The organism is Burkholderia sp. E168m22 (assembly GCF_001319805.1).
Classification (GTDB): domain Bacteria; phylum Pseudomonadota; class Gammaproteobacteria; order Burkholderiales; family Burkholderiaceae; genus Burkholderia; species Burkholderia orbicola.
The window spans coordinates 1-15,920 of sequence record NZ_BBSK01000046.1; the positions used below are offsets into that span (position 1 = coordinate 1).

At 69.5% G+C, this 15,920-nt stretch carries 14 protein-coding genes; 8 read left to right on the forward strand and 6 right to left on the reverse strand.

Annotation, left to right across the window (positions count from 1 at the left end; genetic code table 11):
- Positions 1–298 precede the first annotated feature (298 nt).
- The 3 genes from AP428_RS12915 to fliE all read right to left on the reverse strand — a co-directional run bounded on the left by AP428_RS12915 (position 299) and on the right by fliE (position 1,625).
- Entirely contained in the window at positions 299–631 is a 333-nt protein-coding gene (locus AP428_RS12915) for a flagellar protein FliT (RefSeq protein WP_011546441.1), read from the reverse strand.
- Positions 628–1,062: a flagellar export chaperone FliS gene (fliS, locus tag AP428_RS12920; protein WP_006477524.1), complete on the reverse strand. Its 435-nt coding sequence runs from the start codon at positions 1,060–1,062 to the stop codon at positions 628–630. Before fliS ends, AP428_RS12915 begins: the two co-directional genes overlap by 4 nt.
- 218 nt (positions 1,063–1,280) lie before the next feature.
- Positions 1,281–1,625 (reverse strand): flagellar hook-basal body complex protein FliE, encoded by a 345-nt coding sequence (gene fliE / locus AP428_RS12925; RefSeq protein ID WP_006486991.1) that lies wholly within the window; start codon positions 1,623–1,625, stop codon positions 1,281–1,283.
- A 248-nt stretch (positions 1,626–1,873) separates the two neighbouring features.
- On the opposite strand from fliE, the gene fliF reads away from it, so the two are divergent.
- From fliF to AP428_RS12955, 6 genes are read left to right on the forward strand one after another with little or no spacing between them, the layout of a single operon-like run.
- Positions 1,874–3,637: a flagellar basal-body MS-ring/collar protein FliF gene (fliF, locus tag AP428_RS12930; protein WP_054928157.1), complete on the forward strand. Its 1,764-nt coding sequence runs from the start codon at positions 1,874–1,876 to the stop codon at positions 3,635–3,637.
- Positions 3,627–4,622 carry a flagellar motor switch protein FliG gene (gene fliG, locus AP428_RS12935; RefSeq protein ID WP_011546444.1) on the forward strand — a complete coding sequence of 332 codons (996 nt, stop codon included), beginning with the start codon at positions 3,627–3,629 and terminating at the stop codon, positions 4,620–4,622. Before fliF ends, fliG begins: the two co-directional genes overlap by 11 nt.
- Positions 4,615–5,298, forward strand: a complete 684-nt coding sequence (gene fliH, locus AP428_RS12940) for a flagellar assembly protein FliH (protein ID WP_027806595.1) — start codon at positions 4,615–4,617, stop codon at positions 5,296–5,298. The genes fliG and fliH overlap by 8 nt, the downstream gene beginning before the upstream one ends.
- Positions 5,299–5,330: 32 nt before the next feature.
- On the forward strand, positions 5,331–6,836 hold the full coding sequence (gene fliI / locus AP428_RS12945; RefSeq protein WP_374755417.1) for a flagellar protein export ATPase FliI: 1,506 nt from the start codon (positions 5,331–5,333) through the stop codon (positions 6,834–6,836).
- A 5-nt stretch (positions 6,837–6,841) separates the two neighbouring features.
- A complete protein-coding gene (gene fliJ, locus AP428_RS12950; protein WP_027806593.1) occupies positions 6,842–7,300 on the forward strand; it encodes a flagellar export protein FliJ in 459 nt (152 codons plus the stop codon).
- 31 nt (positions 7,301–7,331) lie between these two features.
- Complete coding sequence (locus AP428_RS12955) at positions 7,332–8,702, forward strand: flagellar hook-length control protein FliK (protein WP_054928159.1); 1,371 nt, start codon at positions 7,332–7,334, stop codon at positions 8,700–8,702.
- Positions 8,703–8,736: 34 nt separating this feature from the next.
- Here the strand turns inward: AP428_RS12955 and AP428_RS12960 are convergent, their stop codons facing one another.
- Complete coding sequence (locus AP428_RS12960; RefSeq protein WP_034174346.1) at positions 8,737–10,377, reverse strand: GMC family oxidoreductase; 1,641 nt, start codon at positions 10,375–10,377, stop codon at positions 8,737–8,739.
- 725 nt (positions 10,378–11,102) lie between these two features.
- Between AP428_RS12960 and AP428_RS12965 the strand changes: the two genes are divergently transcribed.
- Positions 11,103–12,545: a coniferyl aldehyde dehydrogenase gene (locus AP428_RS12965; protein ID WP_006477516.1), complete on the forward strand. Its 1,443-nt coding sequence runs from the start codon at positions 11,103–11,105 to the stop codon at positions 12,543–12,545.
- A 70-nt stretch (positions 12,546–12,615) separates the two neighbouring features.
- Here the strand turns inward: AP428_RS12965 and AP428_RS12970 are convergent, their stop codons facing one another.
- Positions 12,616–13,638: a serine/threonine protein kinase gene (locus tag AP428_RS12970; protein ID WP_082409349.1), complete on the reverse strand. Its 1,023-nt coding sequence runs from the start codon at positions 13,636–13,638 to the stop codon at positions 12,616–12,618.
- Between the two features lie 46 nt (positions 13,639–13,684).
- Entirely contained in the window at positions 13,685–13,897 is a 213-nt protein-coding gene (locus tag AP428_RS12975; RefSeq protein WP_006477514.1) for a hypothetical protein, read from the reverse strand.
- 807 nt (positions 13,898–14,704) lie between these two features.
- Between AP428_RS12975 and AP428_RS12980 the strand changes: the two genes are divergently transcribed.
- The gene (locus AP428_RS12980) at positions 14,705–15,592 is read left to right on the forward strand and encodes a DMT family transporter (protein ID WP_054928164.1); all 888 of its coding nucleotides are present in this window, start codon (positions 14,705–14,707) and stop codon (positions 15,590–15,592) included.
- The last annotated feature ends 328 nt before the right edge of the window (positions 15,593–15,920 follow it).

A 15,920-nucleotide genomic window follows, 5' to 3' on the forward strand; every position in this document is an offset into this window, starting at 1 on the left:
CACCGGCGCCCGGTGTGCCGACCTGCGCGGTCGCGCCGCCGCCGGCGGGCGCCGACACGGTGCCGGTCAGCAGGCTGTCGAGGCGGCTCGCCAGCAGCGCAGCCGCAACGGAGTCGATACCGGTCATGATCGGAGCCTGCTCACCTTGGGGCATTCGCATGCGCGTTGCATATGCAAACAGACCCTACACATCGTTGCGAATCCGGGGCGCGGCACGCCGGTGCCGCCCGCGGGAACAGCGCGCGCCGCGTGCGGCAGCGGGCCCGGGCGCCGCGCGCCCGTCTCCCGCAACACGGCCCTACCCGCGCGCGCGGTAGAGGTCGGTCAATACCTGGGTCGAGCGCCGCGCCTCGAACAGCGCGGACAGCCGCGCGACGTCCGGGCTCGCGAGATCGCGGATCGCGGCGTCGTCGGCCAGGATGCGGCGGATCAGGTCGAGCTTGCGGCCGAGATCCGATTCGTCGAGCGCGACGCCCGGATCGGCCTCCTTCAACCCGTCGACGAGCTGCATGAATTCGGCCTGCAACCCCGGCAACGCGCTCCAGTCGGCGCCGCGCGCGGCGCACAGCATCCGGCCCGACACGGCGGCGAGCGCCTCGTAACGCGCGAAGTATTCGGCCTTGAGATTCATCGTGATGCTTCCGCTACCTGTTGCGCGGCCATCCGCGCGACTTCCGGGGCGATGCCCGTCCATGCTTCCTCGAGCGTCGCGAGCAGGCCGTCGACCTCAACCAGCATCGCATCGCTCGCCTGCGCGTTCGCTTCCAGCAGGCGCCGGCCGATATACGCATACAACGCATTGAGGCGCTCGGCGATCTCGCCGCCCGCGTCGCGGTTCAGCGACGCCTGCAGGCCGCTCTCGACGATCCGGATCGCCTTGCCGATCGCTTCGCCGCGCCCGGACACGTTGTCCTGCTGCAAATGCATGCGCGCCAGCGCGATCGCCTGCCGGGCGCCCTGGTACAGCATCGCGATCAGCCGGTGCGGGGAGGCGCCCATCACCCCGGTCTCGACGCCGACACGCGCGTACGCACTGGCTCCAGCGTGTCCTGGGGAAAACATGCGCTTCTCCTTGTTATGTGCCTTGGCTATGCGGGAGCCGCCGCCGTGCGTCGCACGGCGCGGCCTTCACCGGAGTTATCGGAAGGGATTTGGAAAGCTTTAGGTGAGCAGGGGCTGCCGCCGGGCGTCCGATGCCGGCGCGCCGGTCTCGTTCTGCAAGCCCCGGGGCCTTGCCCGGATACCCGTCGTCGGATGCCCGCCCCCGGATGCCCGTCGCCTCAAACCGACATCTGCATGATGTCGTTGTAAGCGCTCACTAACTTGTTGCGGACCTGGAGCCCGAACTGGAAGCCGATATTGGCTTTCTGCATGTCGACCATCACGTCGTTCAGCGAGATGTTCGGCGCGCCGACCTCGAACGCCTTCGCCTCGCCGAGCGCGTGCTGCTGGTCGCCGCTGATCTTGTCGAGCGATGCCTTCATCGCGCTCGCGAACGTGCCGGCCGTCGCCGCACCCGAGCCGGCCAGCGCCGCCGTCGGGCTCGCGACGCCGCCGGACGCCTGCGCGGCCATCGACTGCATCTGTTGCAACACCGAACCGATTCCGCTGACGTTCGCAGTCATGCTGTCCCCAGACATAGAGAAAAGACCCGGACGCACCGGGCGATCCGCCGGCGCCGCACCACGCGCACCATGCCGGATCGCGAAAAAGGATAGCAGCGCGGCGCGCGTCAAAGCCGCGAAAGTACGGGGGAAACCCCGCTCTTTTCGGTCGATCGGAGTACGCCGCCGGTCACGATAATCGCATCGTGTCATTGTCCGCCCGCTCGTCCGAGCGAGCTCAGTCGTCCCGCTCCGGAGAAACTCGACGCATGGATTCGCAGGCCAACTCGCTGATCAACCCAGACGCCCGCGCGGGCCTCAGCCCGGCGCCCGGCGCCGCCGCGGCCGCCGCGTTGCCGGGCGCGGGCGGCGCAGGCGCGGACTTCGGGCTGGGCGGCTTCGCCGAACGCATTCCCGGCATCTCGCGGATGAAGGGCAACCCGAAGCTGCCGTTCGTGATCGCCGTCGCGTTCGCGATCGCCGCGATCACCGCGCTCGTGCTGTGGAGCCGGGCGCCCGACTACCGCGTGCTGTACAGCAACCTGTCGGACCGCGACGGCGGCGCGATCATCGCCGCGCTCCAGCAGGCAAACGTTCCCTACAAGTTCGCCGATGCCGGCGGCGCGATCCTGGTGCCGTCGGGCCAGGTGCACGAAACCCGCCTGAAGCTCGCCGCGATGGGGCTGCCGAAGGGCGGCTCGGTCGGCTTCGAGCTGATGGACAACCAGAAATTCGGCATCAGCCAGTTCGCCGAGCAGATCAACTACCAGCGCGCGCTCGAAGGCGAACTGCAGCGCACCATCGAATCGATCAACGCCGTGCGCGGCGCGCGCGTGCATCTCGCGATCCCGAAGCCGTCGGTGTTCGTGCGCGACAAGGAAGCGCCGAGCGCATCGGTGTTCGTCGACCTCTACCCGGGCCGCGTGCTCGACGAGGGCCAGGTGCAGGCGATCACGCGGATGGTGTCGTCCGGCGTGCCCGACATGCCGGCCAAGAACGTGACGATCGTCGACCAGGACGGCAACCTGCTGACCCAGACCGCGTCCGCGTCCGGCCTCGACGCGAGCCAGCTCAAGTACGTGCAGCAGGTCGAGCACAACACCCAGAAGCGCATCGACGCGATCCTCGCGCCGATCTTCGGCACCGGCAACGCCCGTTCGCAGGTCAGCGCGGATCTCGATTTCTCGAAGATCGAGCAGACGTCGGAAAGCTACGGCCCGAACGGCACGCCGCAGCAAGCCGCGATCCGCAGCCAGCAGACCAGCAGCGCGACCGAACTCGCGCAGGGCGGCGCGTCAGGCGTGCCGGGCGCGCTGTCGAACACGCCGCCGCAGCCGGCCTCCGCGCCGATCGTCGCCGGCAACGGCCAGAACGGGCCGCAGACCACGCCGGTCAGCGACCGCAAGGACCAGACGACCAATTACGAGCTCGACAAGACGATCCGTCATACCGAACAGCCGATGGGCAGCGTGAAGCGGCTGTCGGTCGCGGTCGTCGTCAATTACCAGCCGGTCGCCGATGCGAAGGGCCACGTGACGATGCAGCCGCTGCCGCCCGCGAAGCTCGCGCAGGTCGAACAGCTCGTGAAGGACGCGATGGGCTACGACGAGAAGCGCGGCGACTCGGTAAACGTCGTGAACAGCGCGTTCTCGACCGTGAGCGACCCGTACGCCGACCTGCCGTGGTGGCGCCAGCCCGACATGATCGCGATGGCGAAGGAAGCCGCGAAGTGGCTCGGCATCGCGGCGGCCGCAGCGGCGCTCTACTTCATGTTCGTGCGCCCGGCGATGCGCCGCGCGTTCCCGCCGCCCGAGCCGGCCGCGCCGGCGCTCGCGGCGCCGGAAGACACGGTCGCGCTCGACGGCCTGCCCGCGCCGGAAAAGGCCGCGGAAGAAGCCGATCCGCTGCTGCTCGGCTTCGAGAACGAGAAGAACCGCTACGAACGCAACCTCGACTACGCGCGCACGATCGCCCGCCAGGATCCGAAGATCGTCGCCACCGTCGTGAAGAACTGGGTGTCCGATGAACGCTGAAGGCTTGACCAAGAGCGCGCTGCTGCTGATGTCGATCGGCGAGGAAGAGGCCGCGCAGGTATTCAAGTTCCTCGCGCCGCGCGAGGTCCAGAAGATCGGCGTGGCGATGGCCGCGCTGAAGAACGTCACGCGCGAGCAGGTCGAGGAGGTGCTGCAGGACTTCGTGAAGGAAGCCGAGCAGCACACCGCGCTGTCGCTCGATTCGAACGAGTACATCCGCTCGGTGCTGACGAAGGCGCTCGGCGAGGACAAGGCCGGCGTGCTGATCGACCGCATCCTGCAAGGCAGCGACACGAGCGGCATCGAGGGCCTGAAATGGATGGATTCGGGCGCGGTGGCCGAACTGATCAAGAACGAGCATCCGCAGATCATCGCGACGATCCTCGTGCACCTCGACCGCGACCAGGCTTCCGAAATCGCGTCGTGCTTCACCGAGCGGCTGCGTAACGACGTGTTGCTGCGGATTGCGACGCTCGACGGCATCCAGCCGGCCGCGCTGCGCGAGCTCGACGACGTGCTCACGGGCCTGCTGTCCGGCAGCGACAACCTGAAGCGCAGCCCGATGGGCGGCATCCGCACCGCCGCCGAGATCCTGAACTTCATGACGAGCGTGCACGAGGAAGGCGTGCTCGAAAGCGTGCGCCAGTACGACGCCGATCTCGCGCAGAAGATCATCGACCAGATGTTCGTGTTCGAGAACCTGCTCGACCTCGAGGATCGCGCGATCCAGATGGTGCTCAAGGAAGTCGAGTCGGAAACGCTGATCGTCGCGCTCAAGGGCGCGCCGCCCGCGCTGCGCCAGAAGTTCCTCGCGAACATGTCGCAGCGCGCGGCCGAACTGCTCGCCGAGGATCTCGACGCGCGCGGCCCGGTGCGCGTGTCCGAAGTCGAGACGCAGCAGCGCCGCATCCTGCAGATCGTGCGCAACCTCGCCGAGAGCGGCCAGATCGCGATCGGCGGCAAGGCGGAAGACGCGTATGTCTGATTCGGCGAGCGATCGCGTGGGCACCCTCACCGCGTACCAGCGGTGGGAGATGGCGTCGTTCGACCCGCCGCCGCCCCCGCCGCCGCCCGACGACGCGGCGGCCGCTGCCGCCGCGCTCGCCGAGGAATTGCAGCGCGTGCGCGACGCCGCGCACGCCGAAGGCCATGCGGCCGGCCACGTCGAAGGCCAGGCGCTCGGCTACCAGGCCGGTTTCGAGCAGGGCCGCGAACAGGGTTTCGAGGCCGGCCAGGCCGAAGCACGCGAACAGGCCGCGCAGCTCGCGGCGCTCGCCGCGTCGTTCCGCGAAGCCGTCTCGAGCGTCGAACACGATCTCGCGTCCGACCTCGCGCAGCTCGCGCTCGACATCGCGCAGCAGGTCGTGCGCCAGCACGTGAAGCACGACCCGGCCGCGCTGGTCGCCGCCGTGCGCGACGTGCTCGCGGCCGAGCCCGCGCTGTCCGGCGCGCCGCATCTCGCGGTGAATCCGGCCGACCTGCCCGTCGTCGAGGCCTATCTGCAAGACGACCTCGACACGCTCGGCTGGAACGTGCGCACCGACGCGTCGATCGAGCGCGGCGGCTGCCGCGCGCACGCTGCGACCGGCGAGGTCGACGCGACGCTGCCCACCCGCTGGCAGCGCGTCGCCGCCGCGATCGGCAAGGTGAGCACGTGGTGACGCGCTCGCCCGAGGCGCTCGCGCACGACGGCATGACGCCGCTCGAACGCGAGCTCGCGCTCGCGTCGTTCGGGCCGTCGGCCGCGCACGATGCCGCGGACGACGCCACGCCGCACGCCGCATCCGACGCCGCCGACGCCGCCCCGCGCGCGCCGCACAATCCGCATCTCGCGCACTGGCGCACGCACCTGAACGGGCTCGCCGCGCGCAGCCACCGCGCGCTGCCGCTGCGGCCGTGCGGACGCCTCACGCGCGCGGCCGGCCTCGTGCTCGAAGCGATCGGGCTGCGCCTGTCGGTCGGCGCCGAATGCACGATCGAGTTGCCGCCCGGCAGCACGCTGCCGCACGCGGAAGCCGAAGTCGTCGGCTTCGCCGGCGACCGCCTGTTCCTGATGCCGACCACCGACGTTGCGGGCGTGTTGCCCGGCGCACGCGTGTGGCCGCGCGAGAGCGCGCCCGTCACCGATCCGCTCGCCGGCGCGAAGCGGCTGCCGGTCGGCTGGGAGATGCTCGGGCGCGTCGTCGACGCGTCGGGCCGCCCGCTCGACGGCCTCGGCCCGCTCGCGTCGAAAGTCGATGCGCCGCTGTCGGCGCCGTCGATCAACCCGCTCGATCGCGAGCCGATCCACCACGTGCTCGACGTCGGCGTGCGCGCGATCAACGCGCTGCTCACCGTCGGCCGCGGCCAGCGGATGGGCCTGTTCGCGGGCTCCGGCGTCGGCAAGTCGGTGCTGCTCGGCACGATGGCGCGCTATACGAGCGCGGAAGTGATCGTGATCGGCCTGATCGGCGAACGCGGCCGCGAAGTGAAGGAATTCATCGAACAGATCCTCGGCGAGGACGGGCTCGCGCGCTCGGTCGTCGTCGCGGCGCCGGCCGACGTGTCGCCGCTGTTGCGGATGCAGGGCGCCGCGTACGCGACGTCGCTCGCCGAGTATTTCCGCGACCAGGGCAAGCACGTGCTGCTGCTGATGGATTCGCTGACGCGCTATGCGATGGCGCAGCGCGAGATCGCGCTGGCGATCGGCGAGCCGCCCGCGACGAAAGGCTATCCGCCGTCGGTGTTCGCGAAGCTCCCCGCGCTCGTCGAGCGCACCGGCAACGGGCCCGAAGGCGGCGGCTCGATCACCGCGTTCTACACGGTGCTGACCGAAGGCGACGACCAGCAGGACCCGATCGCCGATTCGGCGCGCGCGATCCTCGACGGCCACATCGTGCTGTCGCGCGCGCTCGCCGAGGCCGGCCACTATCCCGCGATCGACATCGAGGCGTCGATCAGCCGTGCGATGACCGCGCTGATCGACGAAACGCATCTCGACCACGTACGGCAGTTCAAGCAGATGCTGTCGCGCTACCAGCGCAACCGCGACCTGATCGCGGTCGGCGCCTACGCACCGGGCCGCGACGCGCAGCTCGACCGCGCGATCGCGCTCTACCCGCGCATCGAGGCGTTCCTGCAGCAGGGCTTTCGCGAATGCGCGCCGTTCGCATCGAGCCTCACCGCGCTCGATGCGCTGTTCGACGCTTACGGAGGCTGATCCCGATGGCTCACGGCTTTCCCCTTCAGTTGCTGCTCGACCGCGCGCAGGAAGACCTCGATTCGGCCGCGAAGCAGCTCGGCACCGCGCAGCGCGACCGCACCGCGGCGGCCGAACAGCTCGACGCACTGCTGCGCTATCGCGACGAATATCACGCGCGCTTCGCGCAATCCGCGCAGAGCGGCATGCCGGCCGGCAACTGGCGCAATTTCCAGGCGTTCATCGACACGCTCGATGCCGCGATCGCGCAGCAGCGCAGCGTGCTCGCCGCGGCCGAAGTCCGCATCGACGAGGCGCGCCCGAACTGGCAGCAGAAGAAACGTACCGTCGGCTCGTATGAAATCCTGCAGGCGCGCGGCGTCGCGCAGGAAGCGCAGCGCGACGCCCGGCGCGAACAGCGCGACGCCGACGAACATGCCGCGAAAATCCTGCGCATGCGGGCCGACGCGGCCCGTTCGTCGTAACCGACCACCGCCTTCGAACGAGAGAACCGTCATGCCTCCCCTGCCCCTGCTCGGCGCGTTGCTCGATACCGCCGGCGCCGCACTCAAGGCCGCCCGCGGCTCGGGTGCGTCCGCCGCCAACGACGCGTCGGCCGCCACGAGCGCCGTGCCGTTCGCGCAGACGCTCAAGCAAAGCGTCGCCACGCGCGGCGATACGGCCAACGCTGGCACGTCGGACGTGTCGACCAAACCGGCTGCGTCGAAGCCGGCCGCCGGCGCGAAACCGTCCGGCACGGACGATGACAAGGCGACCGACGACACGACCGCGAACGCCGCCACCAACCCCGATGCCGCCGCCCTCGCGGCCGCCGCGGCCGTGCAGGCGCAACTGCAGGCGCGCCTGGACCCCGCGACGCCGGCCGACGCGGCGACCGCTGCCGCGGCTGCCGCCGCCGTCACTACGCAGAAGACGGCCGTGTCCGGTCAGCCGGACGCCACGGCGACGCTCGCCGATCATGCGGCCAAGGATTCGACCGCGCAGCCGATCGACCCGGCATCGAGCCGCGACGCGCTGCAAGCGGCGCTCGCGAAGCTGACGGGCGGCGCGGGCGCGATCACGATGCCGGCGACCGGCACGAGCGCCGCCGCCACGCCGACAGCGCCGGCAGCAACCGCGTCGAACGCCGCCGCGCCGCTAACGCCGAAAGTGCCCACGTTCGACCGCACGCTCGCCGACGCGAAAGGCGCGCTCGCCACCCAGCAGACGCCGACCCAGGTCACGCCGCAGACGCTGCAGGCCGACGCGAACGCGCAGTCCGGCGCCCAGCACGCGCTCGCGGCGGCCAGCAATGCGACGGACCCGGCCGCCAGCGCGACGCTCGCGGCCGGCGCCACGGCCGCCGCCGCGGCGCAGGCGAACCTGCAACTGTCGCCGGCCGCCGGCGCGATTGCCGCCGCCAACGCGCACGTACTCGCGCCGCACGTCGGCACAGCCGACTGGACGGATGCACTGAGCCAGAAAGTGGTGTTCCTGTCGAATGCGCACCAGCAGAGCGCGGAGCTGACGCTCAACCCGCCCGATCTCGGGCCGCTGCAGGTCGTGCTGCGCGTCGCGGACAACCATGCGCACGCGCTGTTCGTGTCGCAGCACGCGCAGGTGCGCGACGCGGTCGAAGCCGCGCTGCCGAAGCTGCGCGAGGCGATGGAAGCGGGCGGGCTCGGGCTCGGCAGCGCGACCGTCAGCGACGGCGGCCTCGCTTCGCAGCAACAGCAGCAAAACCCGCAGCAGACCAACGCCCACGGCCAGCCGTCGCGGCGCGGGAACGGCGGACCGTCAGCCGTCGATGCACCCGTCGACGCCGCGCAATCCGCACCGGTCGCCGCGCGCGCGAGCCGCGCCGGCCTCGTCGATACGTTTGCCTGAGCATGGCCGCCGCCGTGCCGTGTGCGCGCCGCGCCTAGCGGCCGTGCACGGCGGCCGCCGCCTCACCGCGCGGCACGCCACCCTTGCGCGTGGCGACGATGAAGTCCGCCGCGCGTTCGCCGATCATCACCGACGGCGCATTCGTGTTCCCGCCGACCAGCGTCGGCATCACCGACGCATCCACCACGCGCAGCCCGTCGACACCGCGCACGCGCAGTTGCGGATCGACGACCGCGCGCGCATCCGAGCCCATCCGGCAGGTGCCGACCGGGTGATAGATCGTGTCCGCATGCGCGACGATCGTCGCGCGCAGCTCCGCTTCGCTCTGGTCCGGCCGCGTGTAGAGCTCGCGCCCGCCCTGCGATGCGAGCGGCGCCTGCGACAGGATGCGGCGCATCGCCTGCGTGCCGCGCACCAGCAGGTCGAGGTCGCGTGAATCGCTGAAGAAGCGCGGATCGATCAGCGGCGCGTCGCGCGCATCGCCGCTCGCGAGCGCGACCGTGCCGCGGCTGAACGGCCGCAGCGCGCACACGTGCAGCGAATAACCGAAGCCCCAGTGCATCTTGCGGTTGTGGTCGTCGACGAGCGCCGTGCAGAAATGCAGCTGCAAGTCGGGACGCTCGAGCGACGGATCGCTCTTGATGAAGCCGCCGGCCTCCGCGACGTTGCTCGTCATCATCCCCGTGCGGCTCGAGAAATAGCGCGCGAGCGCCGGCGTCATCTTCGCGATGCCGCGCAGGCACACGCCGACCAGCTCCGACGAATTCACGCGCGTGTTGATGATGAAGTCGATGTGGTCGATCAGGTTCGTGCCGACGTCCGGCGCATCCTGCACGACCGCGATCCCGTGGCGGCGCAGTTGCTCGGCCGGGCCGATCCCCGAACACATCAGCAGTTGCGGCGAATTGAACGCGCCGGCCGACAGGACCACTTCCGCGCGCGCGCCGAACGTCTCGACCCGCCCGTTGCGCGACACCACGACGCCGACCGCGCGCTTGCCGTCGAAGCCCACACGCAGCACCGTCGCGTCGGTGATCACGTGCAGGTTCGGCCGGTTGCGACCGTAGATATACGCGCGCGCCACGCTGCAGCGCGACCCGTCGCGATGCGTGACCTGATAGAAACCGACGCCTTCCTGCGTCGCGCCGTTGAAGTCGTCGTTCAGCGGATAGCCGGCGGCGTGCGCGGCCTGGATGAATCGTTCGGAGAACGGATTGCGAAAGCGCAGATCGGAAACGGTCAACGGGCCGTCCGCGCCGTGCCATGCGTCCGCGCCGCGTTCGTTGCCTTCCGCGCGGCGGAAATACGGCAGCACCTCCTGCCAGCCCCAGCCCGTCGCGCCGAGCTGCGCCCACTCGTCGTAATCGCCCGGGTGGCCGCGCGTATAGATCATCGCGTTGATCGCGCTCGATCCGCCCATCCCGCGCCCGCGCGGCTGGTAACCGCGCCGGCCGCCCAAGCCCGGCTGCGGCACCGTCTCGTAGCCGTAGTTGGTGCCGAGCTTGTACGGCACCAGCGCCGCGATGCCGACCGGCATGTTGACGAGCAGGTTGCGCTCCGTATGCGAGCCGGCCTCGATCAGCGCGATCGTCGCATCGGGGCAGGCATCGGCGAGACGGCCGGCCAGGCTCGAGCCGCCCGAACCGCCGCCGACGATGATGTAGTCGTATTGCATGTCACGTCTCCGTCGTGTCATGGAAGGCGCCCGGCACCGCCGCGCGACCGCGTCTCCTCTTGTGTTCGGGCATTGTAGGAACGGCTGTCCCGTGCGCGGCGCGCCGATTCGAGAGCGATTCCTCTAAACGCCCGCGTGAACTAAATTTAAGATGTATCGATGCGCTTCGCGCGATGCACCGGCCACGAGAAGCCGATTCGTCGCGAAACGGAAGGAATGACGATGCAGCGCAAGATCCTGCAGGCCGCGTGTCGACCAAGTGATCCGGAAGTCACGCGCGCGGCCCGCATTTCATTTCAAACGGCGGCCCGCGCGACGATCCACGGCGCGATGCGCGCAGTCGGTCGAAATCGAACGGCACGTGTCATACCCGACCGTTTGGATGGTGTGTCGGCGCCGTGGCACGACGCGCGGCGACCCGCCGTCGCGGCTATGTCGCGCTGCGCTGCCGCGGTGCGCCGGCAGACGTGCGCAAGACGGCATCGCGTGCCTGCTCGTCACCGTATCGGATCGTGCGCGCCTGCCGTGCGGCATGACTTTCGGACCCGGACACCGTCGCGCGGATACGACGCCTGCCGCGCGCGGCAACCGGTTTTCGAGCACCCGTCGCATCCGGCCCCGTGCCGGGCGACATGCATCACCCGATCCGCGTCGCCGCGCTCGCCGAGCGTGCGCGTGCGGCGTGACGGCCGGCCGATCAGCCAGGCCCAACTGGAGGAGACGACATGAAGAACGACCTGCCCGAACTGGCCCCGCAAGCATTGCCGTCGGTCGATGCGCTGACGTCGCTGCTGCACGACCAGCGCGCGGCGTACCTGCGCGCACCGTACCCGGCATGGGACACGCGTGCGCAGCACCTGCGCGCGCTGCGCACGATGCTGATCGATCACGCGGATGCGCTCGCCGACGCGATCAGCGCCGATTTCGGCCATCGCGCGAAGCAGGAAGTGCTGCTGTCGGAAATCTGGATGGCGAAGGAAGAGATCGACGACGCGCTGAAGCACGGCAAGCGCTGGATGAAGCCGATCCGCAAGCCGATGAACAAGTGGCTGCGCCCGGCGCGCGCGAAGGTGATTCCGCAACCGCTCGGCGTGGTCGGCATCGTCGTGCCGTGGAACTACCCGGTGCTGCTCGCGGCCGGCCCGCTGATCTGCGCGCTCGCCGCCGGCAACCGCGCGATCATCAAGATGTCCGAACTGACGCCGCGCACGTCGGCGCTGTTCGAGCAGCTCATCGGCAAGACCTTCACGCGTGACCACGTCGCGGTCGTGAACGGCGATGCGGAAGTCGGCGCCGCGTTCAGCGCGCTGCCGTTCGACCATCTGCTGTTCACCGGCTCGACGCAGGTCGGCCGCCACGTGATGCGCGCGGCCGCCGACAACCTCACGCCCGTCACGCTCGAGCTCGGCGGCAAGTCGCCGGCGATCGTCGGCCCGAATGCGCGCTTCGACGCGGCCGTCGACGCGATCGTCGCCGGCAAGACGCTGAACGCCGGCCAGACCTGCATCGCGCCCGACTACGTGCTGCTGCCGCGCGGGATGGAAGGCGCGTTCATCGAGCGCGCGCGAACCCGCTTCGCGAAGCTGTATCCGGACCTGTCGGCCAACGGCGACTACACGACGATCGTGTCGCCGCGCCACTACGCACGCCTGCAACAACTCGCGAGCGACGCGCAGGCGGCCGGCGCGCAGCTGCATCCGCTGTCCGACGCGCAGTCCGATCCCGCATCGCGCCGCTTCGTGCCGTGCGCGGTGACGCAGGTGCCGGCCGCGTCGCAACTGATGCAGGAGGAAATCTTCGGGCCGCTGCTGCCGCTCGTGCCGTACGAACGGCTCGACGAAGCGATCGCGTACGTCAATGCGCGCCCGCGTCCGCTCGCGCTGTACCTGTTCGACGAGGATGGCGGCACGATCGACCGCGTGATGCGCGAAACGATCTCGGGTGGCGTCTCGATCAACGAAACGCTGATGCACATCGCATGCGGCAGCTTGCCGTTCGGCGGAGTCGGTGCGAGCGGCATGGGCGCGTATCACGGCTACGACGGCTTCGTGACGTTCTCGAAGATGAAGCCGGTGCTCACGCAGGCGCGGCTGAACGCGCGCAACCTGCTCGCGCCGCCGTACGGCAAGCGCTTCGCCGCGCTGATCAAGCTGATGCTGAAGTTCTGAGCGAGGCGGGCCGCACGCATCGCGGCCCTGTCCAACCTGCCGCGCGGCATGGATGCCGCGCGCGCAGTCGTCACACGGGCCAGAGCGGCCCTTCCTGCATCGCGCCGATCTGCTCGCGCAATTCGAGCACGCGCGCTTCCCAGTAACGATGCGTGTTGAACCACGGAAAAGCGGCCGGAAACGCCGGATCGTCCCAGCGCCGCGCGAGCCACGCCGCGTAGTGGATCAGCCGCAACGTGCGCAGCGCTTCGACCAGATGCAGCTCGCGCGGCTCGAATTCGCAGAAATCCTCGTAGCCCGCGAGCAGGTCGGCCAGCGCGCGCGACGCGCCTTCGCGATCGCCCGGCAGCAGCAGCCACAGATCCTGCACGGCCGGCGCCATCCGGCTGTCGTCGAAGTCGACGAAATGCGGGCCGGCATCGGTCCACAGCACGTTGCTCGGATGACAGTCGCCGTGCGTGCGCAGCAGGCGAATCTCGCCCGCGCGCTCGAACGCGGCCTCGACGCCTTCGAGCGCGAGCGCGACCGCGGTCGCGTACGCCGGTCTTACGTCATCCGGAATGAAATCGTGCGCGAGCAGGTAGTCGCGCGGCTCGTAGCCGAACGTCTTGATGTCGAGCACGGGACGCGCGACATACGGCTGCGTCGCGCCGACCGCATGAATGCGGCCGATGAAGCGACCCAGCCATTCGAGCGTGTCGCTGCGGTCGAGATCGGGGGCGCGGCCGCCGCGCCGCTCGAAGATCGAGAAGCGGAAACCGTCGAACGCGTGCAGCGTGCGGCCGTCGAAGGCGCGCGCGGGCACCGCCGGAATCTCGCGCGCGGCGAGTTCGGCGACGAACGCATGCTCTTCGAGAATCGCGTCGTCCGACCAGCGCGCCGGACGATAGAACTTCGCGACGACCGGCGGGCCGTCTTCGATACCGACCTGGTAGACGCGGTTTTCGTAGCTGTTGAGGGCGAGCAGGCGCCCGTCGGTGCGCAGGCCGGCCGGCATCAGCACGCTGTCGAGCGCGTCGAGCACGCACTCGGGCGTGAGGCCGGCGAACGGCGGGCTGGCGGGAGAAGCGGGAGCGGAAGTGGCGTCTGTCATGCCCCGCATTGTGCCGCCTGCCGGACCGAAAGACGAGCGTCGGTGCTTAGTGAAGCGCCGCGCCGGCCGGCAGAACGGATTCGCCGGTGTCGATCAGGTCCTCGAGAAAGAACGGTTCGGTGTTGAGTTCTTTCGACTCACCCGGCACGCCCGCGTACCAGGTCACCATGGCCATGTCGCCCAGGATGCGCTGGACGATGCCGCGCGCGCCTTTCGGCACCGCGATATGGGTAGTGCAGACGATCGACCCGATATGCATGATGGTTCCCCACTCTTGAATCTTGAAACCCGGCCCGCTGGCGAGCCGGCAAATGCGCGATCCGCGCCGCTCTCGGCGGAGCGTTGCGCGTGATCCCATTGTTCACGGTTTATCGAAGCGCGAAAAGAAGAAGAAGCAGGCGAAGTGCCGCGAATTCGTCGAATGTCTCCAATCAACCACTGCGCCGGGCATGTACTTGCCCACCCGGTTACCCCCATCATACCCTGTCGAATGTGACTGCCCGCCGAAACCGCCCGGCGTCGCCGCACGCACATGATTGACGTAACGCGCGTGCTGCTTCGCTTCGCCGCTGCGGAATCATCTGAACACTTCGCGCGACCGACCGGAATCACCTCGCACACGTCGCATGCCCATCGCTTTGCCCCCTTCGTCGAACGCTTGCGTGCGCAGCGACATCGGCCCCCTCCCGACGCACCCTATCGCCCGCGATGCGCGGCCGCGGACAGTGGTTGCGTTCGATGGCTGCCTTGCGGTACCTTAGGCTTTCATTCGCGTTCAACCGCATTCCGACACGATGTATCCGCTCACGTCCGCCCTCGCAAAATCCCGGCCGCAGTTCGACGCGCGGCCGCAGGCGTGCGTGCATCCGTCGGTCCTTCCTCCTCCTGTCGCACCGCCGCTCGTCTGCGCCGCGCCGCCCCCTCCGGCGGCACGCGCCGGCTGACTCGCCGGCTTTTCGTTTTCGTCTTCCATTCGCCCCGCTGGCTGTAGGTACGTGCGTCGTGACGCACGGCACGTTGCCGCGCGCGAATGGAACGTTTCGATCCGTTCGACAGGTGGATTCACATGGTTTCGTTCAAACGCGCGCTCGCCGCGCATGGCGCGACGTCGCTCTTCGTGCTGCTGTGGAGCAGCGGCGCGATCTTCGCTGAACTCGGTCTGCGTCACGCGTCCGCGTTCGCCTTTCTCACCGCCCGTTTCGCGCTCGCATCGCTCGTGCTGCTCGTGCTGGCGTTCATGCGCAGACGGTGGCTGCCGCCGCGCGGCGAGCGGCGCATGGCCGCGCTGACCGGCTTGCTGATGATGGGCGGCTATTCGATCTTCTACCTGCTCGCGCTCGAGCGCGGCATCGCGCCCGGCGTGCTCGCGACGATACTCGGCGTGCAGCCGATCCTCACGCTCGCGATCGTCGAGCGTCGCTGGCAACCCGTGCGTATCGCCGGGCTCGCGCTGTCGCTCACCGGCCTCGCGCTCGTCGTGGGCCGTGGCGTGAGCGGCGGAACCGGCGGCCTGTCGGCGGCCGGCATCGCGTGCGCACTCACGGCGCTCGTCGCGCTGACCGCCGGCTCGCTGCTGCAAAAGCGCGTACGCGCGGCGCCCGCCGACGTGCTGCCGCTGCAGAACGCGATCGGCCTCGCGCTGTGCGTCGCGATCGTGCCGTTCCGGCCGGTGTCGTTCGACATGAGCTGGGCGTTCGTCGTGCCGCTGCTGTGGCTCGGCATCGTGATTTCGGTGATCGCGCAACTGCTGTTCTACCGGTTGATGCAGCGCGGCGATCTCGTCAACGTGACGAGCCTGTTCTATCTCGTGCCCGTCGTCACCACGTTGATGGATGCCGTGTGGCTCGGCAACCGGCCCGAGCCGCTCGCACTCGCCGGCATGGGCGCGATCATCGCGGGGCTCGCGCTGGTGTTCCGCGCGCCGGCCGCCCGCCCGCAACCCGACCGCGCGTGAGTAGACGGGCCGCCGCGCCCGCGGGTGCGGCGGCCCGTATCGGACACATACGACGATTCCGCGCAAATCGAAAGGAACGGGAAAGATGCGTGCAAGGCGTTCGTCTTGTTTGCCCGAAAAACGCGGAATTCTCGGGTCTTTCCGCTGATTTTTAATGGTTCGGATAGCGAAAAACGCCGCCGGTTGCCTATACTCGAATTGACCGGCCTGCGCGTAACGGGCCGGACCAACTAGAAACACCCGGCATGGGGCCGGGGTGAGCGCATGCGTGCCGTTTCAGGCCGATATCCCGCAGGGATGGAGCCGCCAACGCAAGCACTGAAGCGCC